Source organism: Bacillus sp. PK6-013 (assembly GCF_054161445.1).
Genome location: NZ_CP096417.1, coordinates 3,129,996 through 3,155,946 on the forward strand (window position 1 = coordinate 3,129,996; position 25,951 = coordinate 3,155,946).

24 protein-coding genes are annotated in these 25,951 nt (G+C 46.6%); 8 read left to right on the forward strand and 16 right to left on the reverse strand.

The genetic code is table 11. The features are described from left to right. Positions 1 to 2 precede the first annotated feature (2 nt). Both M1E03_RS15840 and M1E03_RS15845 read right to left on the reverse strand, forming a co-directional pair. On the reverse strand, positions 3 to 980 hold the full coding sequence (locus M1E03_RS15840) for an ABC transporter substrate-binding protein (protein WP_026579952.1): 978 nt from the start codon (positions 978 to 980) through the stop codon (positions 3 to 5). A 109-nt stretch (positions 981 to 1,089) separates the two neighbouring features. After that, positions 1,090 to 2,019 (reverse strand): DMT family transporter, encoded by a 930-nt coding sequence (locus M1E03_RS15845; protein ID WP_035339432.1) that lies wholly within the window; start codon positions 2,017 to 2,019, stop codon positions 1,090 to 1,092. A gap of 384 nt (positions 2,020 to 2,403) precedes the next feature. Here M1E03_RS15845 and M1E03_RS15850 point away from each other — a divergent pair, with 384 nt between their 5' ends. Then, a complete protein-coding gene (locus tag M1E03_RS15850) occupies positions 2,404 to 3,540 on the forward strand; it encodes a S8 family peptidase (RefSeq protein WP_023856571.1) in 1,137 nt (378 codons plus the stop codon). Positions 3,541 to 3,597: 57 nt separating this feature from the next. Here the strand turns inward: M1E03_RS15850 and M1E03_RS15855 are convergent, their stop codons facing one another. The 4 genes from M1E03_RS15855 to M1E03_RS15870 all read right to left on the reverse strand — a co-directional run bounded on the left by M1E03_RS15855 (position 3,598) and on the right by M1E03_RS15870 (position 6,510). After that, complete coding sequence (locus tag M1E03_RS15855; RefSeq protein ID WP_458110504.1) at positions 3,598 to 4,854, reverse strand: M48 family metallopeptidase; 1,257 nt, start codon at positions 4,852 to 4,854, stop codon at positions 3,598 to 3,600. A 71-nt stretch (positions 4,855 to 4,925) separates the two neighbouring features. Then, positions 4,926 to 5,237, reverse strand: coding sequence for an AzlD domain-containing protein (locus M1E03_RS15860; RefSeq protein ID WP_025811755.1), 312 nt, complete (start codon positions 5,235 to 5,237; stop codon positions 4,926 to 4,928). Beyond that, the gene (locus tag M1E03_RS15865; protein WP_003180314.1) at positions 5,230 to 5,946 is read right to left on the reverse strand and encodes an AzlC family ABC transporter permease; all 717 of its coding nucleotides are present in this window, start codon (positions 5,944 to 5,946) and stop codon (positions 5,230 to 5,232) included. The genes M1E03_RS15860 and M1E03_RS15865 overlap by 8 nt, the downstream gene beginning before the upstream one ends. Positions 5,947 to 5,958: 12 nt before the next feature. Next, positions 5,959 to 6,510: a helix-turn-helix domain-containing protein gene (locus M1E03_RS15870; RefSeq protein WP_003180313.1), complete on the reverse strand. Its 552-nt coding sequence runs from the start codon at positions 6,508 to 6,510 to the stop codon at positions 5,959 to 5,961. A 127-nt stretch (positions 6,511 to 6,637) separates the two neighbouring features. Between M1E03_RS15870 and M1E03_RS15875 the strand changes: the two genes are divergently transcribed. Further along, on the forward strand, positions 6,638 to 7,084 hold the full coding sequence (locus M1E03_RS15875) for a hypothetical protein (protein ID WP_020450817.1): 447 nt from the start codon (positions 6,638 to 6,640) through the stop codon (positions 7,082 to 7,084). On the opposite strand, the gene M1E03_RS15880 is transcribed toward M1E03_RS15875, so the two are convergent. From M1E03_RS15880 to M1E03_RS15890, 3 genes are all read right to left on the reverse strand, one after another. Beyond that, the gene (locus M1E03_RS15880; RefSeq protein WP_059231183.1) at positions 7,055 to 8,596 is read right to left on the reverse strand and encodes a fatty acid--CoA ligase family protein; all 1,542 of its coding nucleotides are present in this window, start codon (positions 8,594 to 8,596) and stop codon (positions 7,055 to 7,057) included. The genes M1E03_RS15875 and M1E03_RS15880 overlap by 30 nt on opposite strands. Before the next feature lie 159 nt (positions 8,597 to 8,755). Beyond that, positions 8,756 to 9,745 carry a lipoate--protein ligase LplJ gene (gene lplJ, locus M1E03_RS15885; protein WP_003180306.1) on the reverse strand — a complete coding sequence of 330 codons (990 nt, stop codon included), beginning with the start codon at positions 9,743 to 9,745 and terminating at the stop codon, positions 8,756 to 8,758. An 18-nt stretch (positions 9,746 to 9,763) separates the two neighbouring features. Then, positions 9,764 to 10,498, reverse strand: a complete 735-nt coding sequence (locus tag M1E03_RS15890; RefSeq protein WP_458110505.1) for an MBL fold metallo-hydrolase — start codon at positions 10,496 to 10,498, stop codon at positions 9,764 to 9,766. Positions 10,499 to 10,654: 156 nt separating this feature from the next. Between M1E03_RS15890 and yhfH the strand changes: the two genes are divergently transcribed. The 3 genes from yhfH (at position 10,655) to M1E03_RS15905 (ending at position 12,737) form a co-directional block, all read left to right on the forward strand. Beyond that, positions 10,655 to 10,789: a protein YhfH gene (gene yhfH, locus M1E03_RS15895; RefSeq protein ID WP_003180302.1), complete on the forward strand. Its 135-nt coding sequence runs from the start codon at positions 10,655 to 10,657 to the stop codon at positions 10,787 to 10,789. Between the two features lie 308 nt (positions 10,790 to 11,097). Further along, a complete protein-coding gene (locus M1E03_RS15900; RefSeq protein ID WP_003180300.1) occupies positions 11,098 to 12,384 on the forward strand; it encodes a cation:dicarboxylate symporter family transporter in 1,287 nt (428 codons plus the stop codon). 155 nt (positions 12,385 to 12,539) lie between these two features. Continuing rightward, positions 12,540 to 12,737, forward strand: coding sequence for a hypothetical protein (locus M1E03_RS15905; RefSeq protein WP_003180298.1), 198 nt, complete (start codon positions 12,540 to 12,542; stop codon positions 12,735 to 12,737). A gap of 78 nt (positions 12,738 to 12,815) precedes the next feature. Here M1E03_RS15905 and M1E03_RS15910 read toward each other — a convergent pair whose 3' ends face one another. Further along, the gene (locus M1E03_RS15910; RefSeq protein WP_458110506.1) at positions 12,816 to 13,853 is read right to left on the reverse strand and encodes a M42 family metallopeptidase; all 1,038 of its coding nucleotides are present in this window, start codon (positions 13,851 to 13,853) and stop codon (positions 12,816 to 12,818) included. A 106-nt stretch (positions 13,854 to 13,959) separates the two neighbouring features. Between M1E03_RS15910 and M1E03_RS15915 the strand changes: the two genes are divergently transcribed. After that, positions 13,960 to 14,955, forward strand: coding sequence for a ketoacyl-ACP synthase III (locus M1E03_RS15915; protein WP_268461578.1), 996 nt, complete (start codon positions 13,960 to 13,962; stop codon positions 14,953 to 14,955). Positions 14,956 to 15,012: 57 nt separating this feature from the next. Here M1E03_RS15915 and M1E03_RS15920 read toward each other — a convergent pair whose 3' ends face one another. From M1E03_RS15920 to M1E03_RS15945, 6 genes are all read right to left on the reverse strand, one after another. Then, a complete protein-coding gene (locus M1E03_RS15920) occupies positions 15,013 to 17,175 on the reverse strand; it encodes a YhgE/Pip family protein (RefSeq protein WP_458110508.1) in 2,163 nt (720 codons plus the stop codon). Positions 17,176 to 17,246: 71 nt separating this feature from the next. Beyond that, on the reverse strand, positions 17,247 to 17,819 hold the full coding sequence (locus tag M1E03_RS15925; RefSeq protein WP_003180287.1) for a TetR/AcrR family transcriptional regulator: 573 nt from the start codon (positions 17,817 to 17,819) through the stop codon (positions 17,247 to 17,249). Positions 17,820 to 18,015: 196 nt separating this feature from the next. Continuing rightward, entirely contained in the window at positions 18,016 to 19,428 is a 1,413-nt protein-coding gene (hemY, locus tag M1E03_RS15930; protein ID WP_023856566.1) for a protoporphyrinogen oxidase, read from the reverse strand. A gap of 15 nt (positions 19,429 to 19,443) precedes the next feature. Further along, on the reverse strand, positions 19,444 to 20,382 hold the full coding sequence (gene hemH / locus M1E03_RS15935) for a ferrochelatase (protein ID WP_039072633.1): 939 nt from the start codon (positions 20,380 to 20,382) through the stop codon (positions 19,444 to 19,446). Positions 20,383 to 20,455: 73 nt separating this feature from the next. After that, a complete protein-coding gene (gene hemE / locus M1E03_RS15940; RefSeq protein WP_186439805.1) occupies positions 20,456 to 21,517 on the reverse strand; it encodes a uroporphyrinogen decarboxylase in 1,062 nt (353 codons plus the stop codon). Positions 21,518 to 21,642: 125 nt separating this feature from the next. After that, on the reverse strand, positions 21,643 to 23,781 hold the full coding sequence (locus tag M1E03_RS15945) for a transglycosylase domain-containing protein (protein ID WP_023856563.1): 2,139 nt from the start codon (positions 23,779 to 23,781) through the stop codon (positions 21,643 to 21,645). A gap of 132 nt (positions 23,782 to 23,913) precedes the next feature. Here M1E03_RS15945 and M1E03_RS15950 point away from each other — a divergent pair, with 132 nt between their 5' ends. Both M1E03_RS15950 and M1E03_RS15955 read left to right on the forward strand, forming a co-directional pair. Further along, complete coding sequence (locus M1E03_RS15950) at positions 23,914 to 24,417, forward strand: antibiotic biosynthesis monooxygenase family protein (protein WP_023856562.1); 504 nt, start codon at positions 23,914 to 23,916, stop codon at positions 24,415 to 24,417. Between the two features lie 107 nt (positions 24,418 to 24,524). Beyond that, positions 24,525 to 25,901 (forward strand): membrane protein, encoded by a 1,377-nt coding sequence (locus tag M1E03_RS15955; RefSeq protein WP_023856561.1) that lies wholly within the window; start codon positions 24,525 to 24,527, stop codon positions 25,899 to 25,901. Positions 25,902 to 25,951 lie beyond the last annotated feature (50 nt).

Genomic DNA, 25,951 nt, shown 5'->3' on the forward strand with positions numbered 1-25,951 from the left:
TCTTAAGATTTCTTTTGATCCTCAGACAGAAGATGCTGACCGATTTCATCTATCAGCGCATCTGCTCCGTCAATACTGCGGCGGAGCGACCAGGCGAATCTGTCGGCTTCATAAACCTTGCCGTTTTTGACAGCGCTGAGCTTTTTCCAAAGAGGGTCTTTTTCAATGGGTCTTTTCCCGTCTTCATCGACTTTATCTTTTTCTCCCGTCATCAGGACAATGGTGTCGGGGTCTTTCTCAAGCAGCTGCTCAAGCGTCATTTTAATATTGACGGATTCACCGTTTTCGCCATCGCCTTTGCTGCTGTCTCTGACACCGTATGTATAGCCGATTTTCGTCAGAAGCTGAGACGTGAAAAAGTTTTCGTCGCGCACAGTGATTGCTTCATTTGTGTTTCCGAGCAGAAGAATGCTCTGTTTCCGGCTCCCGAATTTCTGTTTCAATTCATTCAGCTTTTGTTTATGTTCAGCCAACTTTTTCTCCATTGCGCTTTCTTTGCCGACGGCTTTCGCAATCGTAAGAGACGCGTCAAGCGTGTCCTGATAATCTGCATTCAAGTTTTTCAGCGCGATTGTCGGCGCAATTTTCGCCAGTTTATCATAGACACCGCTGTGCCTGCTCGAATCGGCAATTATTAAATCGGGCTTTAAAGAAGCAATTTTTTCAAAACTTGGCTGGGCGCGCGAACCGACTGAAGTATACCCTTTGATTTTTTCTCTGACCTTCTCGTTAATAAACTTAGGTTTGCCGTCGTCCGCAATCCCGACAGGCTTAATGCCCGCATCAAGGAGCGCATCAATAAAACCCAATTCAAGAACCACAACTTTTTTCGGATTGTTCTTTACTTTCGTTTCTCCTAAGTCGTGCTTAACTGTCACGGAATCCTGACTGGAGGTTTTCGTACTTTCGCTTCCCCCCGAGCAGGCTGTCAACACTGATATCATCAATAGGAATAAAATAGCAAAATACTTGTGCTTCATATGTATCTCCTTTTCTGGTAGTAGACGAAATTATTATAGCAACACTTCATACCAATGACAACGATAATCATTATCATTATAAAAAAAGAAAGGAGCCTCCTTCTCCTTTCTACACCCGTTCATTCACGGAATCCCCCGCTTTGCTTTCTCTGCTGAGGGAAAGAATGATGACCGTGATGATCACCATTACCGTACCGGCACCTTGAAAGGCATTGAACGGCACACCCAGCCAGACCGCCGACGACAAAACAGCCGCTAGCGGTTCGGCGCAGCTCAGGCAGCTCGTTTCTTTTGCGGAAAGATAAGAAAGGCTGCCGATGTATAGGGCAAACGCCAAAGCTGTGCCGCACAATACAACAAACAGAATGGCTGCCGCCTCCCCTGCCCCAATGTGCGAAAGGTCAAACCGAAACGGCGGAAACAAAAAAGAAATTCCGGCCCCTCCGACGAGCATACCCCATCCCGTAACCGTCAAAGCACCGAACGATTGAATTAATCCTCCTGCAAAAACCGTATAGAAAGCAAGCGCTCCACCGGACAAAATGCCCCAAACGGCGGCCTCGGCCGGAATATACAAACTGTCCGGCCTTCCGCCTGTCAAAAGAAGAAACACGCCGAAAAGCGCCAATAAAGTAAGTACGGCATCTTTCCCCTTAGGCGGAAGTTCTTTTTTAACATATAGGTAAAACAATACGAAAAAAGGCGCCAAGTATTGAAGAATTGCAGCAGCCGCGGCATTACCCTTTTCGATTGAAGCAAAAAACGTATATTGAACAGCAAGCATTCCAAAAATGGAAAATACTAAAATCGAACAAATATCTGTTTTTTTCTTCCATATCTGACACACATGTTGAAAACCGTTTTTCATTGAAACATATAACAAGAGAATGACTCCCGATGCCAGAAGCCTGACAGAGACAAGCGAGCCGGCTTCAACCGCTCCCCTTTCAAATATGTACTGTGCAGCGCTTCCCGATAATCCCCACAATGAAGCCCCTGCAAGCACCATCAATACACCTTTCACATGAGCTGATTTCATATCTTTCACCCGTTTCTGTATGCGATATATTGCATATTTTAATAGATGATCGACAAGGCCGCAACCTCCTTCGGCAAAAAATGATCTCATAAAATAAATGAATAGTATTTTCATAAAATGAATCAGATGGAGCAATCTCCTGTCATTCGCGGCCCTCGGGACCTCTTTCCCTGCCAGGCTGAAGCGGTCTATTCATACTTTCGAACTGAACATTTTTCTAAAACAGTTATTAATAACCAAAAAATTTTAAATTGGTCCTCCAAAAAAATAGGCCTACCATATAATTCATTTTTTTTCTATAATAAATTAACAGAATAATTGGAATAGATTATATTATCCTTCTATTTAAATTATTCTGAATAAAGAGGAGGAGAGTGAGTAATGATGAGGAAAAAGAGTTTTTGGCTTGGGATGCTGACGGCCTTCATGCTCGTGTTCACGATGGCATTCAGCGATTCCGCTTCTGCTGCTCAACCGGCGAAAAATGTTGAAAAGGATTATATTGTCGGATTTAAGTCAGGAGTGAAAACCGCATCTGTCAAAAAGGACATCATCAAAGAGAGCGGCGGAAAAGTGGACAAGCAGTTTAGAATCATCAACGCGGCAAAAGCGAAGCTAGACAAAGAAGCGCTTAAGGAAGTCAAAAATGATCCGGATGTCGCTTATGTGGAAGAGGATCATGTGGCCCATGCCTTGGCGCAAACCGTTCCTTACGGCATTCCTCTCATTAAAGCGGACAAAGTGCAGGCTCAAGGCTTTAAGGGAGCGAATGTAAAAGTAGCCGTCCTGGATACAGGAATCCAAGCTTCTCATCCGGACTTGAACGTAGTCGGCGGAGCAAGCTTTGTGGCTGGCGAAGCTTATAACACCGACGGCAACGGACACGGCACACATGTTGCCGGTACAGTAGCTGCGCTTGACAATACAACGGGTGTATTAGGCGTTGCGCCAAGCGTATCCTTGTACGCGGTTAAAGTACTGAATTCAAGCGGAAGCGGATCATACAGCGGCATTGTAAGCGGAATCGAGTGGGCGACAACAAACGGCATGGATGTTATCAATATGAGCCTTGGGGGAGCATCAGGCTCGACAGCGATGAAACAGGCAGTCGACAATGCATATGCAAGAGGGGTTGTCGTTGTAGCTGCAGCAGGGAACAGCGGATCTTCAGGAAACACGAATACAATTGGCTATCCTGCGAAATACGATTCTGTCATCGCTGTTGGTGCGGTAGACTCTAACAGCAACAGAGCTTCATTTTCCAGTGTGGGAGCAGAGCTTGAAGTCATGGCTCCTGGCGCAGGCGTATACAGCACTTACCCAACGAACACTTATGCAACATTGAACGGAACGTCAATGGCTTCTCCTCATGTAGCGGGAGCAGCAGCTTTGATCTTGTCAAAACATCCGAACCTTTCAGCTTCACAAGTCCGCAACCGTCTCTCCAGCACGGCGACTTATTTGGGAAGCTCCTTCTACTATGGGAAAGGTCTGATCAATGTCGAAGCTGCCGCTCAATAACATATTCTAACAAATAGCATATAGAAAAAGCTAGTGTTTTTAGCACTAGCTTTTTCTTCATTCTGATGAAGGTTGTTCAATATTTTGAATCCGTTCCATGATCGTCGGATGGCCGTATTTAAAAATCTTGACGAGAAACGGCGGGTTTGCCTCGCTCAGCCCGGCTTTTGAGAGTTCTTGAAACGTCGAAACCGCTGCATCGCTGTTTTGCGTCAGTTCAATCGCATACTGGTCAGCAGCTTTTTCCTGATGCCTCGAAACTGCGTTCGTAAATGGAGACGACGCGAAAGAGATGACCCCCATCAGCATCAGAAGAAGCGGAAGTGCGGCTAGATCGGATTTTCCCGCAATATGAAGGCTTCTTCCATAGCGGCCGATGATCCGCTTGTACAGCTTGTCGATCACATAAAAAACAGCAAGGGATAAAAGCAGATACCCGCCGAGTCCTATGTAAACATGCTTCATCACATAATGTCCCATTTCGTGCGCCATGATGAATAAAATTTCCGGCTCATCCAGCTTGTTCAGCGTGGTATCCCAGAGCACAATCCTTTTATTGGCGCCGATTCCTGTTACATAGGCATTTAACGCATTCGTTTTTTCAGACATGTTCACTTCATAGACGTGATTCGCAGGAATATCCGCCTGATCGGCCAGCTTCAGAATGCTTTGTTCAAGATCTTTATTTTTCAGCGGATAAAAGTCATTGTATAAAGGATCAATGACAACCGGCTGGAGAAAAAATAAAAACAGCGTAACCGGAACCGTCAGACACCAGGCATAAAACCACCAGCGTTTTTCCTGCTTTTTGATCAAATAGTAAAAGACGATCACCGCCGCAGCCGTTATCGGAAAACTGATCCAGAAGTCGATCACCTGGTCTTTGATCCAGCTCGCGGTTGTCTGGGTTGATATGCCGTAGTCAAGCGAATATTGATAGCTGATCCAGTCAAGCGGCAAAGAAACGATCGTGACGATCAGAAACAAAGCAAAAACATATGCCGTGATTTGAATGCTTCTCCTCTTCGAGGTCTGCTCCGCCCAATTTTTCATTTTCCTGGATAAACCGGCAATCAACAATATAAAAAATAAAAACCATTCAAACGGAATCCGGATAAAAAACAGAAAGTCCTTTATTTTCGAGTAATCTTCCGTCAGCACGAGTTCTCTTTCGTTCATAAATGCCGCCGGGTCTGCGCTTGTCCCTTTCAGCGCCTCAGGAACGGAGGGTTCACCGGCCATAAAGAGATACCAATAGAAAAAAAGGCCGTACAGCACATACAGGAGACCGGCTCCCGCGATCCATTTCCGCATGGCGAATCACTTCCTCTCACATAGCAGTTACTTCTATTGTAAGCTTTTCATGCGAAAGTTAGAACCAAGCCTTACAATGAGAGCAAGAGGCCGGCGCCTGCGAGCGTCAAAATCGTCCCCATCACGACGACTATGACGCTTGCTCCAAAATAGGAAAATAAAAATGCGATAAGAGCGCCGGCAAGTCCGTAGAGCATACCGCTTTGCACCAAAAAAACTCCCGGAAAAATGAGAGCCCCTAAGACGGCGTACGGCACATTTTTCAGCACGCGCTCCAAAAATCCGGGAAGCTTCAGGCTTTCAAAAGCAATAAGCGGCACCACCCGCGGCACATATGTAACGGCAGCCATGCCGATAATCATCCAGATGATCGGGCTAAACATAGTTTCTCTTCCCCTCTGTTCTAAATTGGTACAGCCATTCAATCAGGACGGCAGATAAAAGCGTAGCGCAGACGATCGACCATCCTGCCGACAATATTCCGTTCATTTGGAAAACCGTATTGAATAACGCAGCCGCCCCCGCCAGCAGCAGGACTTTTCGCTGTTTTTTCAAAGGCGGCACCAACAATCCGATAAACATGGCATAAAGGGCGATGCTCATGCTTTCCTGGAGAACAGCCGGCATGGCGGCCCCTGCAAAATGCCCGGCCGCACTCCAAAAAACCCAGCTTACATATCCGATCGAACCAAGGCCGATCATATACCCGGTCGTCAGCTTTTCCTTTCTTAGAGCAGCGACGGCAAACGATTCATCTGTCACCGCGAAAAATGAGTAAAACGCTTTTTTCCAAGGCGAATCTTTTTCTACCAATTGATTCAAAGTCGCCGAAAATAAAAAATGTCTGATATTCACAATGAACGTCGTCATAACGATTTCGATGATTCCCGTCTGAACGGCGAGCATGCTTAAAGACATATACTGGGACGCTCCTCCGAAAACAAGGGCGCTCATCAAAAACGTTTCAAAAAGCGACAGCCCCGTTGTTTTCGCCAAAAGCCCGAATGTCAAAGCGACCGGAATGTAGCCGACGGCAAGGGAAACCCCTGAACGAAGCCCGTCTAGAAAGTTGAGTGAATCGTGCTTTTCCATCTTGACACCTCTTTACGGATAATAAATGAGTGTATAACATGATGCCGTTTGTTCCGTGTTGTTTTCGTACGTATGCACGGTGTTTGCGGTGAAATGCATCGCATCGCCTTCGTTCAGGCTGCAGGTGTAATCACACGCCGTCACCGCGATCGCTCCTCTAGAGACGAGCACATACTCTTCAATTCCTCCGTGGTGAGGCTCTGATTCGTGTACACAGCCAGGCGCAAGTTCAATATAAAAGATTTCAAACTTCTTTTTCTGGTCGAAGGGAAAATGCGGAAATGCCGCGTATTTTTCTTCTCCGGCCAAAACGGGCGTTTTCTCATGCTTTCTGACGACCGTCGGCTCCCCCGCGGGCTTTTCTGCCAAGGAAGTAAATGATACTTGCAGCCCGTTTGCGATCTTCCACAAAGTTGTGATCGTCGGACTTGAAGAGCCTTTTTCAATTTGCGCGAGCATGCCTTTGCTGACGCCAGTCATCGATGACAATTGATCAAGACTGTAATTGCGGACTTTTCGCAGCCTCTTTATGTTTTCTGCGACTTGTTTTTCAATCGAATTCATCTTCTGCCTCCTCTCAATAAATTGAACATTTGTATAATTTATTGAACATTATAGCATAATTTTTTAGGATGAAAAGCCATTAAACGGAGAAAATAAATAGCCTGAGGTGATCATTCTGAAAAAAATAATGGGGATCATACTTTTTTTCGGTATTTTATCTATCACTGTCTTTTATGTATTCCACTTGATGGCGGAGCCTTTCGACTCAAGAAATGCCGAAGAAATCATCTTGAAGCAGGCAGATGACAGCGAAAAAACGGTCAGCATCAAAGATAGGCACAACATAGGCGTTCTGCTTGATACATTTAACAAAGGGAAAAGAATGAAAGAAAAGTCGGCGCATAGCCTGCCTTCTCCGGCGTATCACGGATACATCAGCATGACCGACACACATCGCGTTCACTTCACCGTCTGGCTGAAGAAAGATGAAGCCGTCATCCTGAAAGAAGAGGAGGGCACATATTTTGTTCTCCGACAAAAGGAAAAAGACGCTCTTCTCAGAGAACTGCAGAAAAGGGACGCGGCAGGCGTCCCTTTTAACGTGTCAAGATTGATTTGTCAAAATGTCTTTTAAAGCGCGCCTTAAAATTTTGCCGGTCGAATTTTTCGGTATTTCATCCATGAAGACGATCGCCGCCGGGCGCTTGTATTTGGCAAGATGCTTTTTGCAATGCGACAAGACATCATCCTCTGTCAGCGTTTTATTCTTCGGAACGACATAGCACTGGACGGCTTCTCCCGTATTCGGGTCGGGCACTCCGATCACCACCGCTTCTGCGATTTCCGGATGAAGGTAGAGCACTTCTTCGATCTCCCTCGGATAGACATTATAGCCGCCGACGATAATCATGTCTTTTTTTCTGTCGACGATATAAAAATAACCGTCTTCATCCCGTTTTGCCAAATCACCTGTATACAGCCATCCGTCTTTAATCGTATGGGCCGTTTCTTCCGGCATGTTGTAGTACCCTTTCATAACATTCGGCCCTTTAACGATCAACTCCCCGACTTGACCGGCAGGCAGCTCTTCCCCGATTTCATTGACGACTTTGTTTTTCACATTGAGAATGTTCGTGCCGATCGATCCTGGCTTGCGGCCGGTGCTGAACGGGTTAAAGCATGTAACAGGAGAAGCCTCCGACAAACCGTAGCCTTCTAAAACGAGAACGCCGAATCTTTCTTCAAAGCTTTTCAGGAGAGCGACAGGCATGGCCGCTCCGCCTGAGATGCAAATCCTGATGGATCGAAAACCGGTTTCATCCGCCCCTTCATACTGGTACAGGTAATTGTACATTGTCGGCACGCCTGAGAAGATCGTCGCCTGATGCTTTTTAATCAGCTTGAAAACCTCGGCGGGACTGAATTTCGGCACGATCAAAATCGCTGCGCCGTTCATGAGCGGCGCATTCATGCAGACCGTTAAACAAAAAACGTGGAACATCGGCAGGGCGGCGACGACAAGGTCAGATTCATTCATTGTTAGATAGCGGGCTGTATCATTTGCATTCGAAAATAGATTTTGATGTGTGAGCATCGCCCCTTTTGGTCTTCCCGTAGTTCCTGACGTATAAAGGATGGCGGCCGTATCTTCGGCGTCGATTTCAGGAAACGGCCGGACAGGAGGTTTCATAATGTTTGTAAACGATTTCAATTTCATCTTAACCTCAGTGCTTTCCGGTTCGCGAAGCGGCTCTCCCGTTTCGCAAAGCACGACGCAGCTGACTTTCGGAAGGGATTCATGCACCTTTTCGTAAAGCGGAAGCAGCTGTCCCAGAGCCACGATCACTTTTGCGTCGCCATTTGTCAGCATATAGCCGATCTCAGTCGGCGTATAGGCCGGATTGATCGGTATGACAACGGCTCCGGCCTTCAGCACACCGTAAAACGCAATCACAAAATGCGGGGTATTGCCGAGAAGCAAAGCAACATGATCTCCCTTTTCCACCCCGATTTCGCGCAGACCTTCTGCAAAGCAGTCAATTTTCTGCTGTAATCCCCCGTATGTTTCCGTCTGTTCCCCAAAAATATAAGCGGTTCTGTCAGGCTTTGATTGAGCTGTTTCCCCTAATTTTGAAACTAAATTCATTCTCCCACCCCTTAAAAATGAATGAATGACCATTCATTTTGTGATAATCAAAATCTATTCCCATTATAGTAAATGAACAGAAAACACTCAAGGGCTGTTGGAAAATATCTTCCATTCCTCTCAAGTTAAAAAGGGGCCGCGGAAACCGCAGCCTCTCTTTTAGTAGACAAGATCCAAAAATTCTTCTTTTTGAATATTGCCGAAGTAATGCTTGATGTCGACGCCTTGAAGGGCTTCTTCAATCGCTTTTCTTTCATACTGTACGCCTGTCAGCTTCTCTTCAATATCGCTGACATCGCCGACTCCGAAAAAGTCACCGAATATTTTGCACTCGCGGATCACGCCTTTTTGCACTTCCAGGCGGATGTCGACCGATCCCGCTTGAAATCGTTTTGAATGCTGAAGATTGAATTTCGGAGACTTCCCATAGTTCCAATCCCAGTTTTGATAGCGTTCCTTTGAAATTTGATTGATGATTTTCCAGTCTTTTTCAGTCAGCTTATACTCCGGTATTTCCCCTTCGGTATCAAAAATATAGCGGAGAAGCATGCTTCGGAATTCCACTGTCGTCATCTTCTGATCGAGAAATTCGCTGATATTGGCTACCCGGCTCCTGATCGATTTGATGCCTTTTGATTCGATTTTATCTTTTTTTACTTTTAAAGCCGATACGACATGTTCTATCTCAGAATCGAACAACAGCGTGCCATGGCTGAACATTCTCCCTTTCGTTGAGAACTGGGCGTTTCCCGAAATTTTCCGGCCGTTTGCCATCAAGTCGTTTCGGCCGCTCAGCTCCGCATCGACACCAAGCCGCTTTAAAGCGGCCACAACGGGCTCCGTAAACTTCTTAAAATTATGGAAGCTGTTGCCGTCGTCCTTCGTAATAAAGCTGAAGTTCAAGTTCCCGAGGTCATGGTAGACAGCTCCGCCGCCTGACAGCCTGCGAACGACAATGATCCCGTTTTCATCCACATACTTTGTGTTGATTTCCTCAATCGTATTTTGGTTTTTGCCAATGATGATCGACGGCTGGTTGATATAAAACAGCAGATACGTCTCTTCAGGATCGAGGTGCTTTAAGCAGTACTCCTCAATCGCCAAGTTGATCCTCGGATCTGTAATATTTTGATTATCGATAAACAGCATGTTTGTCAGTTCCTCCTTCTATTCTCCCCACACATAACCGGTGTGCGCCAGATCAACCGCGCCTTTATAAACGGTTTTGGCCTCTTCTGCTAGTTTTTGATGTTCCCCGAAATGCGGGAGGTGTGTCAAGAGCAGATGTCCCGCACCCGCTTCTGCAGCGATGCGTCCCGCTTCGAGGCTGTTCATATGACCGGCGCTTCTCCCATCCTGATCCGCATAAAAATTGCACTCCGAGATCAATAGATCGGCTCCTGCGCTGAACGGGATGAAAGCTTCCTGAAAGCTCGAATCGGCTGTATAAACGACAGAATGAACACCGTCCGTCACCCTCATAGCAAAGCAGTCAACAGAATGAACCGTCTTTAAAAACGTGAACGTAAACGGTCCGATTGCCAAAGACTCTTTCGGATCATAGGCCAATCCAGCGGTATGCGTTTTATATGTAAGCTTTGAAAACTGCTCTTCATCAAAAGGATGTCCATATATCGGAAGGGCATTCGCTCCCTTGCCGAGGAATGAGCCGACCAGTTTGGCAAATTGCAAAGGGCCGACATCCGCAATATGGTCGTGATGATAATGGGATAATATAACGGCATCAAGCTCCTCAACGGGCAGAAACAGCTGAAGCTTCGATAAAACGGCACTGCCGCAGTCGATTAAAACGGAATAATCCCCGGATTGAAAGAGATAGCCTGAAGTCGCTTCATTTGCAGCCGGAAATCCTCCGCAGCAGCCGATGACTGTCATCTTCATATATACACACCTCTTTTTTGTGTCTATCGTCCCCCTATTCAATATACCCATTTTTCTTAAAAATTGCATGTTTTATATTTTGTCATAAAACAGACATTGATTTCCTGGATACTGTTATAATACAATGATGACAACAAACGAATTGGGGGAATCAACATGCTCGCTAAAATCACCGAGTTCTTCAGAAATTTGCCTTCCAAAAAATGTTCAAAATGCGGTCACGATATTGATGAGCAGCACGAATGCTACGGAAACACTTGCTCTAAATGCTTAAATGTAAAAGATATATAGACGTCATTAAAAAATGCTCCGGCGGATCTCCCCGGGGCGTTTTTTTGTCATAAAGTTAGTTATAAAGAGAGAGATTCTTGTCAAAATTCATTATTTTAATAACATTTTACTATTTCACTTAGGGAAATATACACCGATGAACGTCCCGATTTGAATTTAAGCTGGGATGATCATCTCATATTTGAATTTTCAATATATTCAGACGTTATTTTTTTAATGGACGAGCTGTATTTTCTTTCGCTATACTTAATTTACGATCTCAAGTTTAATATTCTAGTATAAATTAAGCATGCGTTGGGAGGGCATCTATGAAAAGACTTAAATTCGGATTAGCCACACAAATTTTCCTCGGGCTAATTTTAGGTGTTGCAGCAGGAGCGATTTGGTTCGGAAACCCTGCGGTCGCAACGTATCTGCAGCCCGTCGGTGATTTGTTCTTAAGATTAATCAAAATGATTGTGATTCCTATTGTCGTTTCAAGCTTGATTGTCGGGGTTGCAGGGGCCGGCAGCGGAAAAAAGGTCGGCAGGCTCGGTTTTCGGACGATTCTGTACTTTGAAATCATTACGACTTTTGCGATCGTGCTCGGACTGCTCCTTGGAAATATCATTCAGCCTGGACACGGCGTAAACTTTTCTGGTGCTGAAAAACAGGATATCAGCCAATATGTAGAAACAGAAAAAGAGGCAAGCACCAAATCTGTCGCAGACACGTTCCTGCACATTGTGCCGACAAACTTTTTCCAATCGCTCGCTGAAGGCGATCTGCTTGCGATCATTTGCTTCACTGTTCTGTTCGCACTCGGAGTGTCAGCCATAGGCGAAAAAGGCAAGCCTGTGCTTTCCTTTTTTGAGGCAACGTCTCAAGCCATGTTCCACGTCGTGAACATTGTCATGAAATTCGCGCCGTTCGGCGTTTTTGCTTTAATTGGTGTAACGGTTTCAAAATTTGGTTTTTCTTCGCTTTTATCATTGGGAAAGCTCGTTTTGCTTGTCTATCTTGCTCTTGCTTTCTTCCTGATCGTCATTTTTGGGATCGTCGGCAAGCTGTGCGGTATCAATATATTTAAATTTTTGGCCTATATGAAAGATGAGCTTCTTCTTGCATACAGTACATCTAGCTCTGAAACTGTGCTTCCGCGCGTCATGGAAAAAATGGAGAAAATCGGCTGTCCGAAAGGCATTGTGTCGTTTGTCATTCCGATCGGCTACACATTTAACCTTGACGGCTCTGTCCTGTATCAGGCAATCGCGGCGCTGTTTCTGGCGCAGGTCTACGGCATCGATCTGTCCATTGGGCAGCAGCTCACGCTCATCCTTGTCCTGATGGTCACTTCTAAAGGAATGGCTGCCGTTCCCGGCACATCATTCGTCGTTCTTCTCGCGACTCTGGGCACGATCGGCGTTCCTGCTGAAGGGCTGGCCTTCATTGCCGGAGTCGACCGGATTATGGATATGGCGAGAACGGTCGTCAACCTGACCGGAAACGCTCTTGCCGCTGTGGTCATGTCAAAATGGGAAGGTGAATATGACGCCGTTAAAGGACAGACCGTCTTAAATCAAAGGGAGCCGGCAGATATGAAAATGTCCGGCTGACAGCCCGCAAAAAAACGTATGTTTCCCGCTTTTGGAGAAACATACGTTTTTTTTAAAATATGCATTTTGCTCAAGAAACCTGTCCAAACAACTTCCTTTCGTTTACATACGATGTACTGTAGTTAAATTAGAAAAGAAAACTGGAGGGAAGTTTAATGTATTTTTACCATGACCATTGCAAGAAAGATTATGACTTTGACTACCACAAGAAAGACCACGACTGCAAGAAATACTACTACTACTATTATTACTACTATTATCCATGCTATAAGAAGTATGATTATGACTATGACTACAAGAAGTTTGACCACTTTGATCACTGCAAAAAGAAAAAACACTATGATTACTGGTAAGTAAACGCCATCCTCTACGGATGGATGACTTCCACTCTTTTTTTACTCCCAAGGGACCGGGGTCCTTTGGGAGCTTTTTTATGCCATGTCAGACAGGACATAATGATACAGCAGCTTTGCCGTCTGCTCCAAGGACGACTGATGCGTCCTTTCAAACGCGTGGGATGCGTCAATTCCCGGGCCGATCAGCCCGTGGACGATATCATGGCCCGCTCTGATGGCTGCTGAAGCATCTGAGCCGTAGTACGGGTAAATATCAAGCTTATACTCGATTCCGTATGTTTCACAAAGAGTAGTCAGACGCTTGCGAAGCCCGTAGTGATATGGCCCGCTGGCATCCTTCACACAAATGGATACCGTATATTCGTCGGTTGACTGCCCATCGCCGATCGCTCCCATATCAACAGCCAAATATTCCACCGTTTCAGGCGGGATATTGGAGTTGCCGCCATAACCGATTTCTTCATTGTTGGAAATTAAAAAATGTGTTGTGTAAGGCAGTGTCATCCCTTCTGTGTTGATCGTTCTGATCAGCTCAATAAGGAGGGCGACGCTTGCTTTATCATCAAGATGACGCGATTTGATAAACCCGCTCGGTGTGATCTCAACGCGCGGGTCGAAGGAGATAAAATCACCGACATTGATGCCGAGTGCCCGGGTTTCTTCTTCACTGCGGACCGGTTCGTCAATGCGGACCTCCATATTCTTCTGGTTCCGCTCGGCTTTTCCGGCGTCTTTGTAAACATGCACTGATGTCTGATGCATTAAGATCGTGCCGGTGTAAGTTTTCCCTGATGCTGTTTCAATTTTGCAATACTCGCCTTCAATCGAGTTGTAATTGAACCCCCCGATTAAGTCAATTTTCAGCCTTCCGTTCGGTTTAATCTCTTTCACCATCGCTCCGAGGGTATCGACATGAGCGGTGAGCATCCGGTGCCGGGCTTTGTCGCGGCCCGGTATCGTCGCGATCAGGCCGCCCTTACGGTTAAACTTTGTTTCGACTCCTTCTTCCTGTAATAGGCGATTGATATAGTCTATGATGTCATACGTATTTCCGGTAGGGCTCGGGATGGAGACGAGCTCCTTGATGAGCTCCAGCGTTTTCTGTCCTGACATTGTTCATTCCTCCCAACTTGTGATGTTTATAGTATACATCAGATCAATATTTTAGTACCAGATACTAATACTAGGTGTTATAATAAAAAAAAGGAGAGTGAACTTCATGAAAACTTTATCAAAAGCGCGAATTTCCGCCATCGGCACCTATGTTCCCGAAAAGCGCATGACAAACAAAGACTTTGAAAAAATCGTCGATACTTCTGATGAATGGATCGTTCAGCGGACAGGAATGAAAGAAAGGCGAATCGCAGGAAGTCACGAATTCACATCAGATCTTTGCATAAAGGCCGTTGAAAATCTACAAAGCAGATACAACGGCACGCTGGACGATATTGACATGATCATCGTCTCTACCACAACGGCGGACTATGCTTTTCCAAGCACGGCATGCCAGGTTCAGGAGCACTTCGGATGGAAAGAAGTCGGCGCGGTGGATGTAAATGCGACTTGCGCGGGATTAACATACGGATTGCATATCGCCAACGGCCTGATCACTTCCGGACTGCACAAAAAAATTCTTGTGATCAGCGGTGAAACCTTATCCAAAACAACCGACTACACAGACCGCGCGTCTTGCATTTTGTTCGGCGACGGCGCGGGCGCCCTGCTTGTCGAACGGGACGACAATTCCCCAAGCTTCATTACTTTTGCCCAGGATACGAAAGGTGACGGAGCCCGCCATTTATACAGAACCGGCTTGCGCAGCGACCTTAAAGGGGAGCCGCTCTCAGGTGAAGGAAAAATGGTTCAAAACGGCCGCGAAGTGTATAAATGGGCGGTCAGGTCCATTCCCGAAGGCGTCAAAAAGCTGCTTAGCCAAGCTGAAATGGAGCTGAAGGATATCGATTGGTTCGTCCCGCACAGCGCGAATTTGCGAATGGTCGAATCAATTTGCGAAAAAACCGGAATTTCACTCGAAAAAGCGCTGACGAGCGTCGAATGGTTTGGCAACACCTCATCCGTATCAATCGTTCTCGCCCTTGATGAAGCCGTCAAAAACGGAAAGTTGAAAGAGGGCGATACCTTGATTCTGTTCGGTTTCGGCGGGGGTCTTACATATACAGGACTGATTGTAAAATGGGGCGCGCCAGCTTCCTGATTTCAAAAAAAAACATCTTTTCTTGCCCTTGCCGGGCTTGAAAAGATGTTTTTTCTTTTATGCGTGCTGCTCTTCAACTTTTCCTTTTCTCAGCAGCACTTTAAAATAAATCAGCGTCAAGGCCATCATGACGATCGCAACACCGCCGAGCACGGCAGCCTGCTCCCACATATACGCGTAGTCTCCGCTTGAAATCACCGCTCTGTATCCCGCAATGCTGTAGGTCATCGGCAGTGCGGAATGGATGACTTGGAAGAACTTAGGAACAAGTGCAAGAGGGAATGTTCCTCCGCTTCCTCCAAGCTGAAGCACGAGCAGAATGACGGCAATGAAACGTCCCGGATTTCCCATGGTCGCAGCCAAAAATTGAATGATCGCAAGACATGTAATGCTCATGATCATACTGAACACATAAAATCTCCAGACGCTTTGCACTTCAAGCCCGATGCCAGAGAGAATGATCGTGCAGGCGATCGCCGCTTGAAGAATCCCCACTGCAAAAAGTACGCTGAATTTACTCATAAACCAGCCGAAAGCTGATTCAGGCCGGACGGCCGGCTCTTTCACATCAAAGACGACGGTGATCATTAATGCACCGACAAATAAGCCGAGCGACAAAATATACGGGGTTAATCCTGTTCCGTAGTTGGAAACCGGATCGATTTTATCGCCTTTCACATCGACGGGATCTGAGAACATATTGTAGTTTTCGTCTCCCGCTTGAATATCGCCGGTCTGATCAGCAGCGTCAGACAGCTTGTCAAACAGCTCCCCGCTTCCGTCAGACAGCTTGCCAAGACCTTCATCAAGAGATTTAGCCCCTTCTGCAAGCTTGGAAGAACCGTCCTTCAGTTTATCAGCCGCGCTTTGCAGATCGCCGAACTTCCCGACTAACGTCTGGCTGCCTTCGGCGATTTTGGATGATCCGCTTTTCGCCTCCGCGAATTTTTCGTTGTAAGCACCCAAACCGTTTGTCATCGCATCGAGCCCTTGCTGAATCTTTTGCGATCCTTTATAAAGCTTGTTCACATCCGAAGGAACTCGCTTCAATTCCTCAAGCTTCTGTTTCAGCCCGGATAAATCGGGAAGTTCGCTTACATCGGGAATTTGCGCTTTCAACTTGTCAAACTCAGGCAGCTTCACCGTTCCCATTTTTTCATCGACTTGTTTCATAAGCGCGGCTTTCTGTTCTTGTGTCAGCATGTTGCTGGATTCAATAATTTGTTTGACTTCACTATGCTGGTTTTTCAATGCCGCTTCAAGCTCATCAATATTTTTTGAAATCTGACTGATTTCTTTTTTCGCCTTTTCGGCGTTTGAAAGTGCCGTTTCAAGCTGCTGAATCTTTTCATTTGAAATCGCTTCTTCGAGTTTGCTTATCATCTGCGCTTTTTCATTCATCTGCTCCAATCCCGCCACAATCTGAGGCATGCCTTGTTGGAGCTGTTGAGCACCGCTGTGCAGCTGGCCGCTTTTTTCCAAAAATTGCGCAAGCCCTGAATCAAGCTCATGAATTTTGTCGTTCAGCGTATTGAATGCTGTGCCGAACTTCTCCATTCCGTCTTTGTTGAACTGAATTTGGCTTTTTGCGAGCTTTTCAAGGTTCTTTTTCAGCGTTTCGCTTCCTTCTTTCGCATCTTTCAGTCCTTTATCCAGTTTTCCGGCTCCTTCGCTGGCTTCACCGAGACCTTTTGCGATTTTGCCGAAATTGTCAAAGATGACTTCAGCATATTGCTGCGTGATTTCAGAACCGACTGAATGCTGAAGCTGCTCAATCGCTTTATCGCTGATCTGGGCGCCGACATAGTTTCGTCCGGCGTTTGTATGATAAATCAGATTCAGCTTTTTCGGATGTTTATCCATCACCGTGCTGGCATCTTTCGAAAAGTATTCAGGAATTTCTACAACCATGTAGTATTCCTCATTTTGCAAGCCTCTCATCGCTTTTTCCTTCGTCGTAAAATGCCAGTCGAATTTATCGTTTTTTTTCAGTTCTTTGACAAGGTCGTCGCCGATGTGAAGGTCTTTTCCTTCATATGTCGTTCCCTTGTCGGAATTCACAACCGCTACGGGGAGCTGATCGACGTTTCCGTATGGGTCCCAGTACGCCGCCAAAAATATGCTGCTGTAAATCAGCGGTATAAAGAGAACCCCGATCACGGATATCAGTAGTTTTTTATTGGTTATCAGTTCTCTCCACTGGTTTTTGAAAACATTCATGTTGATACGCCTCCTAGTTAGTAGCCGCTCTCTATGCGGATAAGCACCCCTTTAAACAAAGAAAGGACAATCTAACGAGATAATCCTTTTAAAATATACATTTTCAGCATCTCTGCCAACTCTTCATCTTTCAGCGGTTCATGGTTTTTTTCCCAGTCAAAGATGAGCGCGATGTAAAGCTTGAAGATGACAAACGCGTTCAGCTCGGGGTCACACGGTCTAATATCGTCATTTTTAATCGCTTCTTTAATCTTTCTCTTAATATAGCTGATGACCATGCGTTCCAGCTTTTCAATCACTTCGCGGGCCGCCGGTGTGCCGAGCTCCGCACCTTCCTGAAAGATCTTAATAGTCAGCTGGTGCTTCTTTCTGTACTCCAATATCGCCATCATCGCGCGATGGGCATTTTCGTGAAAAGGCAGATCAGGATCAATCGCTTGATCAGCCGTTTGCTTCATCTCAATCAGAAGCGAAGAAAAAATGTCGTCGAACAGTTCCTCTTTATTCTTGAAAAAAGTATAAATCGTACCTTTGCCGACATTGGCAAGCTTCGCCACCAGATCCATCGTCGTCGCTTTGTAGCCGAATTGTGTAAACGATTTTGTCGCCGCTTCTAAAATCAGTGCTTTTCGATCTTTGCTCACGGTTTCTCACCCCGAAATTGACTATTTGAACATTTTGGTCAGTAAGTACAAAAAGTAATGTAACACACCTGAATATAAAATGCAATAATTTAAATGTTATCTTTTCCATAAACAAACTTTAAAATGATGAAAGCTGTAAAAAGAGTGAAATAAAAAAAGCCGCCGAATGGATTCGGACAGCTTTATTTGCTCTTCTTTATTCGAAAAGGTGTGAGAGTACATCGGCTACGGCCTGCTTGCCTTGGTCGATGCAATCCGGAATGCCGACCCCTTCAAAAGAGGCCCCCGTCATGAAAACGCCCGGATATGACGCCTGTAACCCTTCCCTGATCTCTTTCATTCTTTTCTTATGGCCGACATGGTATTGCGGCATCGCTTCATGCCATCTTGTGATGCAGGTCATTTCCGGCTCGCCGTCGATCTTCATAATCCGCCTTAAATCGTCGAGGACGATTTTCACCATTTCGTTATCTGACTGTTCGACAACGGACTCATCGCCGGCTTTCCCCACATAAGCTCTTAACAGAACTTTTCCTTCAGGCGTTGTGCTCGGCCATTTTTTGTTTGTCCAAGTACACGCCGTAATCGAAAAGTCGCTGTTCCTTGAAATGACAAAGCCTGTTCCTTGATGCTCCATTTGGACGGCTTCTTCCGGAAATCCGAGCGCCACATTGGCGACAGATGTTGACACCATATCTTCTAAACCCTTCAGCCAATCCGCTTTTGGAAACATCGCGGCAGCTGCTTTATGGGGAGCGGTGACCACGGCCGAATCAGCGTGAAGCACCTTGCCGTTGTCAAGCTTCATGCTGTAGCCCGAGCCCGCGCGCTCAATGCTGACGACCTTTGTGCCTTTATAAACCTTTGTGATATCGAGCTGCTTTTCCAGTTCTTCAACAATCGTCTGCAGGCCGGTTTTCACCGTCTGGAACTGGCCTTTCTTTTTGTTCGCAGGCTTTTTGGCGCTCTGGGCGCCGCGCGATTTTTTCATCCCGATGATCAAGCTTCTGTACTTCTGTTCTGTCTGGTAGAATTGCGGGAAAGTTGACATCAGACTGAGGCGGTCAATGTCCCCGGCATAAATGCCTGACAAAAGCGGTTCGATCAGGTTCTCCACCACTTCACCGCCGACACGCCTTCTGAAAAATTCTCCGAGCGACTGGTCTTCCTGCGGCTTGCTCGCTGGAAGCAGCAAATCCATTCCGGCTCTCAACTTCCCCGGCAAGGAAAACAAGCCGGTTGTCAGAAAAGGTCCGATTTTTGTCGGCACCCCCATCACAGCTCCTTCCGGAATCGGATAGAGCGTTTCGCTGACAAGAACATAAGACTGGCCTGTCGCGTTGTTCACGAGCAAGTGCTCCAGCCCGAGATCCTTCACGAGCTGAGGTGCGCTTTGCTTCCGTTCCAAAAATGAATCCGGCCCCCGTTCAATCACATAGCCGTCTTTGTGTACCGTCTGTATCTTTCCGCCCAGTCTCGGACTTGCTTCAACAAGCGTGACTTCGGCCGGGAGATCGTTCTTTTTGATTTCCTTCTCCAAGTAGAAGGCGGCGGCCAATCCGGTAATACCGCCGCCGATGATGACAATCTGCCTGCGTTCTCCACTCATTTACAATCGCCTTCTTTACTGTTCTTTCTCCAATTGTTTTAATACAACATCTGCTAAAGCATCGATAAACTCATGTTTTGCGTTAGGCATTTCAGGTCTGTAATAGCTTGCTCCGATATCGTCTGTGACGACTTTGCATTCATAATCGTTGTCATAAAGAACTTCCAAATGGTCAGCTACGAAGCCGACGGGAGCATAAACAAAAGCGCTGTACCCTTTTTGCTCTGACAAGTCACGGGTCAAATCCTGAACATCCGGCCCAAGCCACGGATCAGGGGTGTTTCCTTCGCTTTGCCAGCCGACGGCGTAATCTTTTACACCCGCCGCTTCGGCAATCAGCTTCGCTGATTCTTTAAGCTGTTCAGGATATGGATCACCCATTTCGACGATCTTTTCGGGAAGGCTGTGCGCCGATACAATCAAGACGGCGTTTTCCCTTTCTTCCGAAGGCATTTCGTCATAGATTTTTCTCACTTGATCCGCCCAATATGCGATGAATTTCGGCTCATCATACCAGCTGTTGATCGATGTGATCGACAATCCGCCGAGCTTTTCAGCCTCGTCTTTCGCCCGCTTGTTGTACGACTGTACGCTGAAGGTGGAGAAATGGGGCGCAAGCACGATGCTGACGGCTTCTGTAATCCCGTCTTTATGCATCTCCTGAACGGCATCCTCGATGAAAGGTTCGATATGTTTGAGACCGATATATGACTTGAATACCACATCATCCTGAAGCTCGTTTAAGCGTTTTTCCAGCTGCTTCGTCTGCTCTTTCGTGATCTTTGCAAGCGGAGAAATTCCGCCGATCGCCTTATAGCGGTCTTTTAAGTCCTGAAGCATGTCAGGCTCAGGCTTCCTGCCTCTTCTGATGTGTGTATAATAACGTTCAATGTCTTCCTCTTTGTACGGCGTCCCATACGCCATAACAAGAAGCCCCATTTTCTTTTTACCCAACGTGAACACCTCTTTAAAGATCATGATCTATACGTATTTTGACAGTTTATATTGAAAAGACCAACTGAAATGCTCATGTCATCAGGCTCGATTTTTTTGAGGCGGAATACTCATGAACAAATGCCGTCAATTTTTTCAGTGTGTCAGGACTCACTTCGGGAAAAATCCCGTGACCGAGGTTGAAAATAAACCGGTCCGTCTGCATGCCCTGATCGAGAATGGCTTTCGTCCTCTCTTCAATGACTTCCCACGGGGCGAGGAGGATCGAAGGATCCAAATTCCCCTGAAGCGTTTTTGTCAGCCCTTTATCCCTGGCTTCCTGCACGCTCATCCGCCAGTCCAACCCGACGACGTCAAGGTCAAGATCGTGCCATTCAGTCGCGAGGTGGCTTGCGCCGACCCCGAACATAATCAGCGGCACGCCTTCTTTTTTCAGCTCTTTGAAAAGAATGTCCATCGTCGGCTTGATATAGCGGCAATAATCACCGGCATTCAACGCCCCGACCCAGGAATCGAACACTTGAATGGCTTTGGCGCCGGCGCGGATTTGGGCTTTGACGTATACAGCCGCCATCTTCCCGAGCTTTTTCATCAAGAGGTCCCATGCAGCAGGCTGGCTGTACATAAACGCTTTTGTTTTATTGTAGTTTTTGGACGGGCCACCTTCGATCATATAGCTGGCCAGTGTAAACGGCGCCCCAGTAAAACCGATCAGCGGAACGTTCAGCTGTTCTTCTGTCAAGAGCCTGATCGTCTCCAGCACATATGGTATATGCTCCTCCGGCTCGAGTTCGCCGAGTTTTTCAACATCTGTGAGAGATGTGATCGGCTGATCGATGACAGGACCGATGCCGTTTTTAATTTCGACGTCAACGCCAATACCTGGAAGCGGTGTCATTATGTCTTTATAAAGTATTGCCGCATCGACACCGTACTGTTCGACGGGGAGCCTTGTCACGTAAGCGCACAGTTCGGGCTGATGCGTAATTTCGAACAGTCCGTATTTTTCCTTGAGCGCTCTGTACTCAGGCTGTGATCTTCCAGCCTGCCTCATGTACCATACCGGTACATGGGCGGCTTTTTCTCCTCGGCACGCTTTTAAGAATGTGTCATTAAAAGCCTTGTCGTTTTTCATCATGATATCCACCTTTCAAGCTGCAACCATACGTTCGCAAAATTACTCCTTCCAATATACCGTTTTTTTATTGAACGGTATACTCATGAGACTTATTGTTCAAGAAATTGATGAATTTCGGGTACCTAATGACCCGAAGGAAACACTTTCGGTTCGATATAATCAGTCCCTTTCCCCTCTGTTTTCGTCTGCGGATTGTACGGAACAATTTTATAGGAAGCATTGGAAAAGATGTTTGCATAAGGGATTGAATAGCTTCCTTTCCCCTTAACCGTATCAATGAGCGTTTCTTTTCCGTTTTTCCTTTCATATATTCGGTATTCAACCCTTTTATCCTCTTGTTCATGCCATTTTAATGACACCGTAATCAGCCCCATCGGCGTAAAGGAATAGTCTGCTTTAACACTTTCCAAATCTTCGAGGCGGATCGGCCTGTCCAGATCTTTTACACCTTCAGGCGCCTTAAATCGTTCAGGCTTATGGTTGGAGCGTTTTAAAATGTCTTTAAACAGCCTTGTCGGATAAGCGCTGCCGCCTTTTAAATAATGGGATTCATCCGTTTTATCGTAGCCCATCCAGACAGCTCCCGTCACTTCGGGCGTATACCCCGCAAACCAGGCATCTTTTGTTCCGCCCTCTTTTCCGGTATACGTGGTCGAGCCCGTTTTTCCTGCAATCTCTCCGGAAAAATCACCGGCTTTTCCCGTTCCGCTTTTCACGACCTCCTCTAGCATTCGCGTCATGTTCCAAGCGGTTTGTTTGCTGAATACCTTTTCTGATTTTTCCTCGCGGCGGAATATGACATCCCCGTTTTCGTCCGTGATTTTTTTAATAAAGAACGGCTCGGTGTATTGTCCTGAATTTGCAAAGGTCCGGTATGCCCCGGCAATCTCAAGCGGCGACACTCCTTTCTCTAAGCCGCCCAGCCCCAATGCCAGGCCCTCATCCGGCACGTTCATGCCCAAGCGGCTGAGATAAGGCTTCACCGTTTCGATTCCGATCTCATTTAGCGTCCATACGGCAGGCGCGTTTTTGCTGTAGGTCAGCGCATCCACCATAGAGACCTTGCCCTCGTACTGGCCGTCATAATTTTTCGGCGAGTAGCCGCCGTACGACAGCTGTTTATCTTCAAGCATGGAGTACGGCTTAAACCGCTTTTCTTCAAGAGCGGGGCCGTAAACGGCAAGCGGTTTAAAAGTCGAACCCGGCTGACGCGGGGCTGTTGCCCTGTTGTAGCCTTTCGGAGCGTATTCCCGACCTCCGAGAGCGGCCACTACGCCGCCTGTCCGGTTATCGATAAAAACGGCGCTCCCTTCAGCTTTATTGTCTGTTCCGGGAAAATAGCCGTCCTGCTTCATCAGCGTGTAAGCCGCTTTTTGTATCGAAACGTCGAGCGGAACACTGATTGTGTATCCGCCTTGAAGAAGCTGTTCACTCGAAATCGAATATTTGTCTTCCGCTTCTTTCATGACCAGATCAATATAGCTGTCAAGCCACGGATTTTTTGATTTTTCTTTCACGTGGAGGCCCAATGTGCTGCCTTGGGCTCTGACGGTTTCCTTTGAGCTGATATATCCCTGCTCGTTCATCATGCCGAGAATGACATTGCGTCGCTCACGACTTTTTTCCGGATTGAGAATGGGCGAATACGTGGACGGCGCTTTAGGAATGGAAGCCAACACCGCTCCCTCACTGACCGTCAAGTCTTTCACATCTTTGCTAAAAAAGTAGTTTGCAGCCGCCTGGATTCCATAGACGCCGTGCCCGAAATAAAGCTGGTTCAAATACATTTCCAAAAGCTTGTCTTTGCTGTAGTCCCGCTCCAAGTTGATCGCGATTATGACTTCTTTCGTTTTTCTTAAAAACGTTTTGTCGTGTGTCAAAAAAGTGTTTTTTGCGAGCTGCTGGGTGATCGTACTTCCACCTTCCACTTTTCCTCCCGCTAATATATCTTTATAGACCGCACGGCTCACGGATTTAAAATCGATGCCGTGGTGCTCATAAAAGCGCTTGTCTTCAACCGCGATAAAGGCATTTTTTACGCCGTCCGGCACCTCGGCAATTGAAATAGGTCTTCTGTTTTCAGTATAGAGGCTTGTGACTTCTTCTCCATTTTGGTCGACGATTTTAGAAGAAGCATGGAAAATCAGTTTCTTTTCATCAATCACATAATCCCCCAGAAACAAAATCGTAATATATCCGATTAACGATAAAAGGAATATCGCCGCTGTAATGATGATTGGAATGAAAAATCTCTTTCTCATATGGGTCACCTCATTCCTTTCTATAGCTAGTATGGGAATTTTTTCTTCAAATTATGTTGCAGCATTTATAGCGGGTAATAGATAGAATTTTAAATCGTCCTTTTGTTATACTATCAAAAAGGGGTGATAAAATTGAATTTTTACATTACATACGGAACTGTCGAGTTTTTAAAAAAGCTCGCCAAACAGCACGGTCTTGAAAACATGTTATTTATGAAAAGCCACGATTCCGCCATTCTCTTTCACGAAACCGACGGAGAAAGCGTCTTTCATTCTCCTCACCGCTACGAAATCATCGATCAGTCGGGAACTTTGGAACATTCCGGATTCGCCGTCCTCAACAACATCCCTGTCACACCGGAAGGAAGACCGCTTTTCGAAACCCGTTTTAAAAACAGAGCCGGAAAAATCGAAAATCAGCCTGGCTTTAAAGCCCTCAGGGTGCTGAGGCCGAAAGACAGCGATACGTATATCGTACTGACGCTGTGGGACACAGAACAGTCGTTTCAGGACTGGAAAAGCTCCAAATCGTTCGGCGAAGCCCATCAAAAGAAGGAATCTTCAGCTGGAATCAACCAAGGCGGAACGATTTTTTCCCGCCCATCCTATATTTCTTCGTATCATTCTGTCGAATAACTGCCTTTTAAGGCAGTTTTTTATTTCCGAGGAAATGAGCCCTTCCTTCACACTCTGACAGCCCAGGAATAAGCTGTATGAGGTTATGTTAACGGGGGGATCGGGAAATGGAAATTGAATTAACGTCCGTTCACTTTATATATTTGGGCTTTATCGCTGCAATTCTCGCATTTATGCTTCTTCGTCTTGATACCACCTTTATATCGCTTGCCGGGGTTTTTTTCATTTCATTAGCGGCGACCCATTCTGCCATTGCCTCTGTGATGGGCCTGTTCAACAGCTTAATCTACGCCGCCGGAGAACTTCTCCCGACCATTTTCATCATCTGCTTTACCGTTTCGATGAGCGAACTGCTGGCAAAGACCGGCGTTAATGAAGCAATGGTCACTCCGATCGCCAAATGGATGAAAGGTCCTGCCTTGGCCTACTGGATCACCGGAGCTTTAATGTTTATCATTTCTTCATTTTTTTGGCCCTCCCCGGCTGTCGCATTGATCGGCGCCGTCCTCCTGCCTGCCGCGCTGAAAGCCGGCCTCTCCCCGATAGCGGTAGCGTGCGCCATGAATTTGTTCGGCCACGGTTTCGCTCTATCAGGCGATTACATCATCCAGGCGGCGCCTAAATTGACCGGAGATGCAGCCGGACTGTCCGTTGCAGAAGTGATGTCTGCAAGCGTTCCGCTCGTCCTGATCATGGGCTTTTCGACAACGGCGGCAGCCTTTTTTATGCTCAGGAAAGAGAAAGACAATCAAGCAGCCGCAAACAGTGAGCGGCGGCAAAGCGAGCCTGAATGGCTTCTTCCCCCAGCCCCAAGAAAATGGCTCGCACTGATGATTCCGGTCATTTTTTTAGGGGATATCGCCGCGATGCTGATCCTGGAATTGCAAGGAGACGAAGCGACGGCGCTTGTCGGAGGAACAGCTGTCTTCGTCATGATTCTCATTCATTTTATCGTCCACAAACACCGTCGTCTTGAGAAAATCACCGGTTATTTCATTCGCGGATTTCAGTTCGGCTTTAAAGTGTTTGCCCCCGTCATTCCGATCGCCGCCTTTTTTTACTTGGGCGACGCGGGTTTCGAAAAAGTACTGACAGCCGAGATACCCGGTTTTTCTAATAGGATCGTGCAGGACCTCGGTTCAGCTTTTGCCCACAGCGTCCCGCTCTCTCCAGAACTCGCCGCAGTGGCGCTCACTGTCACGGGAGCGGTGACCGGTCTTGACGGCTCCGGTTTTTCAGGAATATCTCTAGCCGGATCAGCTGCTTCGATGTTTGCTGCGGCTGTTGACGGCAACCCGGCCGTTCTGACCGCACTCGGCCAAATCTCAGCCATTTGGGTCGGCGGCGGTACGCTTGTGCCATGGGCGCTCATTCCGGTAGCAGCGATTTGTAAAGTGGACCCGTTCGATCTTGCCAGAAAAAACTTTATTCCTGTAGCAGCCGGATTAACTGTCACAACGATTGCCGCCATTTTTCTTCTATAAAACGTGACAGCAAGGTTGAACAGCGGCTTCAGTTGTCATAAAATTATAAA

What these genes read in the sequence shown, in the direction of transcription:
- M1E03_RS15855 (WP_458110504.1), bottom strand. Translation starts at nt 4,854, where the DNA reads ATGCGGAAATGGATCGCGGGAGCCGGTCTCCTGTATGTGCTGTACGGC.
- M1E03_RS15840 (WP_026579952.1), bottom strand. Translation starts at nt 980, where the DNA reads ATGAAGCACAAGTATTTTGCTATTTTATTCCTATTGATGATATCAGTG.
- M1E03_RS15870 (WP_003180313.1), bottom strand. Translation starts at nt 6,510, where the DNA reads ATGAATTCGATTGAAAAACAAGTCGCAGAAAACATAAAGAGGCTGCGA.
- M1E03_RS15905 (WP_003180298.1), top strand. Translation starts at nt 12,540, where the DNA reads ATGTATTTTTACCATGACCATTGCAAGAAAGATTATGACTTTGACTAC.
- M1E03_RS15945 (WP_023856563.1), bottom strand. Translation starts at nt 23,781, where the DNA reads ATGAGAAAGAGATTTTTCATTCCAATCATCATTACAGCGGCGATATTC.
- hemY (WP_023856566.1), bottom strand. Translation starts at nt 19,428, where the DNA reads ATGAGTGGAGAACGCAGGCAGATTGTCATCATCGGCGGCGGTATTACC.
- M1E03_RS15955 (WP_023856561.1), top strand. Translation starts at nt 24,525, where the DNA reads ATGGAAATTGAATTAACGTCCGTTCACTTTATATATTTGGGCTTTATC.
- M1E03_RS15850 (WP_023856571.1), top strand. Translation starts at nt 2,404, where the DNA reads ATGAGGAAAAAGAGTTTTTGGCTTGGGATGCTGACGGCCTTCATGCTC.
- M1E03_RS15865 (WP_003180314.1), bottom strand. Translation starts at nt 5,946, where the DNA reads ATGGAAAAGCACGATTCACTCAACTTTCTAGACGGGCTTCGTTCAGGG.
- lplJ (WP_003180306.1), bottom strand. Translation starts at nt 9,745, where the DNA reads ATGCTGTTTATCGATAATCAAAATATTACAGATCCGAGGATCAACTTG.
- hemE (WP_186439805.1), bottom strand. Translation starts at nt 21,517, where the DNA reads ATGAAAAACGACAAGGCTTTTAATGACACATTCTTAAAAGCGTGCCGA.
- M1E03_RS15920 (WP_458110508.1), bottom strand. Translation starts at nt 17,175, where the DNA reads ATGAATGTTTTCAAAAACCAGTGGAGAGAACTGATAACCAATAAAAAA.
- M1E03_RS15900 (WP_003180300.1), top strand. Translation starts at nt 11,098, where the DNA reads ATGAAAAGACTTAAATTCGGATTAGCCACACAAATTTTCCTCGGGCTA.
- yhfH (WP_003180302.1), top strand. Translation starts at nt 10,655, where the DNA reads ATGCTCGCTAAAATCACCGAGTTCTTCAGAAATTTGCCTTCCAAAAAA.
- M1E03_RS15860 (WP_025811755.1), bottom strand. Translation starts at nt 5,237, where the DNA reads ATGTTTAGCCCGATCATCTGGATGATTATCGGCATGGCTGCCGTTACA.
- M1E03_RS15845 (WP_035339432.1), bottom strand. Translation starts at nt 2,019, where the DNA reads ATGAAATCAGCTCATGTGAAAGGTGTATTGATGGTGCTTGCAGGGGCT.
- M1E03_RS15875 (WP_020450817.1), top strand. Translation starts at nt 6,638, where the DNA reads ATGGGGATCATACTTTTTTTCGGTATTTTATCTATCACTGTCTTTTAT.
- M1E03_RS15910 (WP_458110506.1), bottom strand. Translation starts at nt 13,853, where the DNA reads ATGTCAGGACAGAAAACGCTGGAGCTCATCAAGGAGCTCGTCTCCATC.
- M1E03_RS15915 (WP_268461578.1), top strand. Translation starts at nt 13,960, where the DNA reads ATGAAAACTTTATCAAAAGCGCGAATTTCCGCCATCGGCACCTATGTT.
- M1E03_RS15890 (WP_458110505.1), bottom strand. Translation starts at nt 10,498, where the DNA reads ATGAAGATGACAGTCATCGGCTGCTGCGGAGGATTTCCGGCTGCAAAT.
- M1E03_RS15880 (WP_059231183.1), bottom strand. Translation starts at nt 8,596, where the DNA reads ATGAATTTAGTTTCAAAATTAGGGGAAACAGCTCAATCAAAGCCTGAC.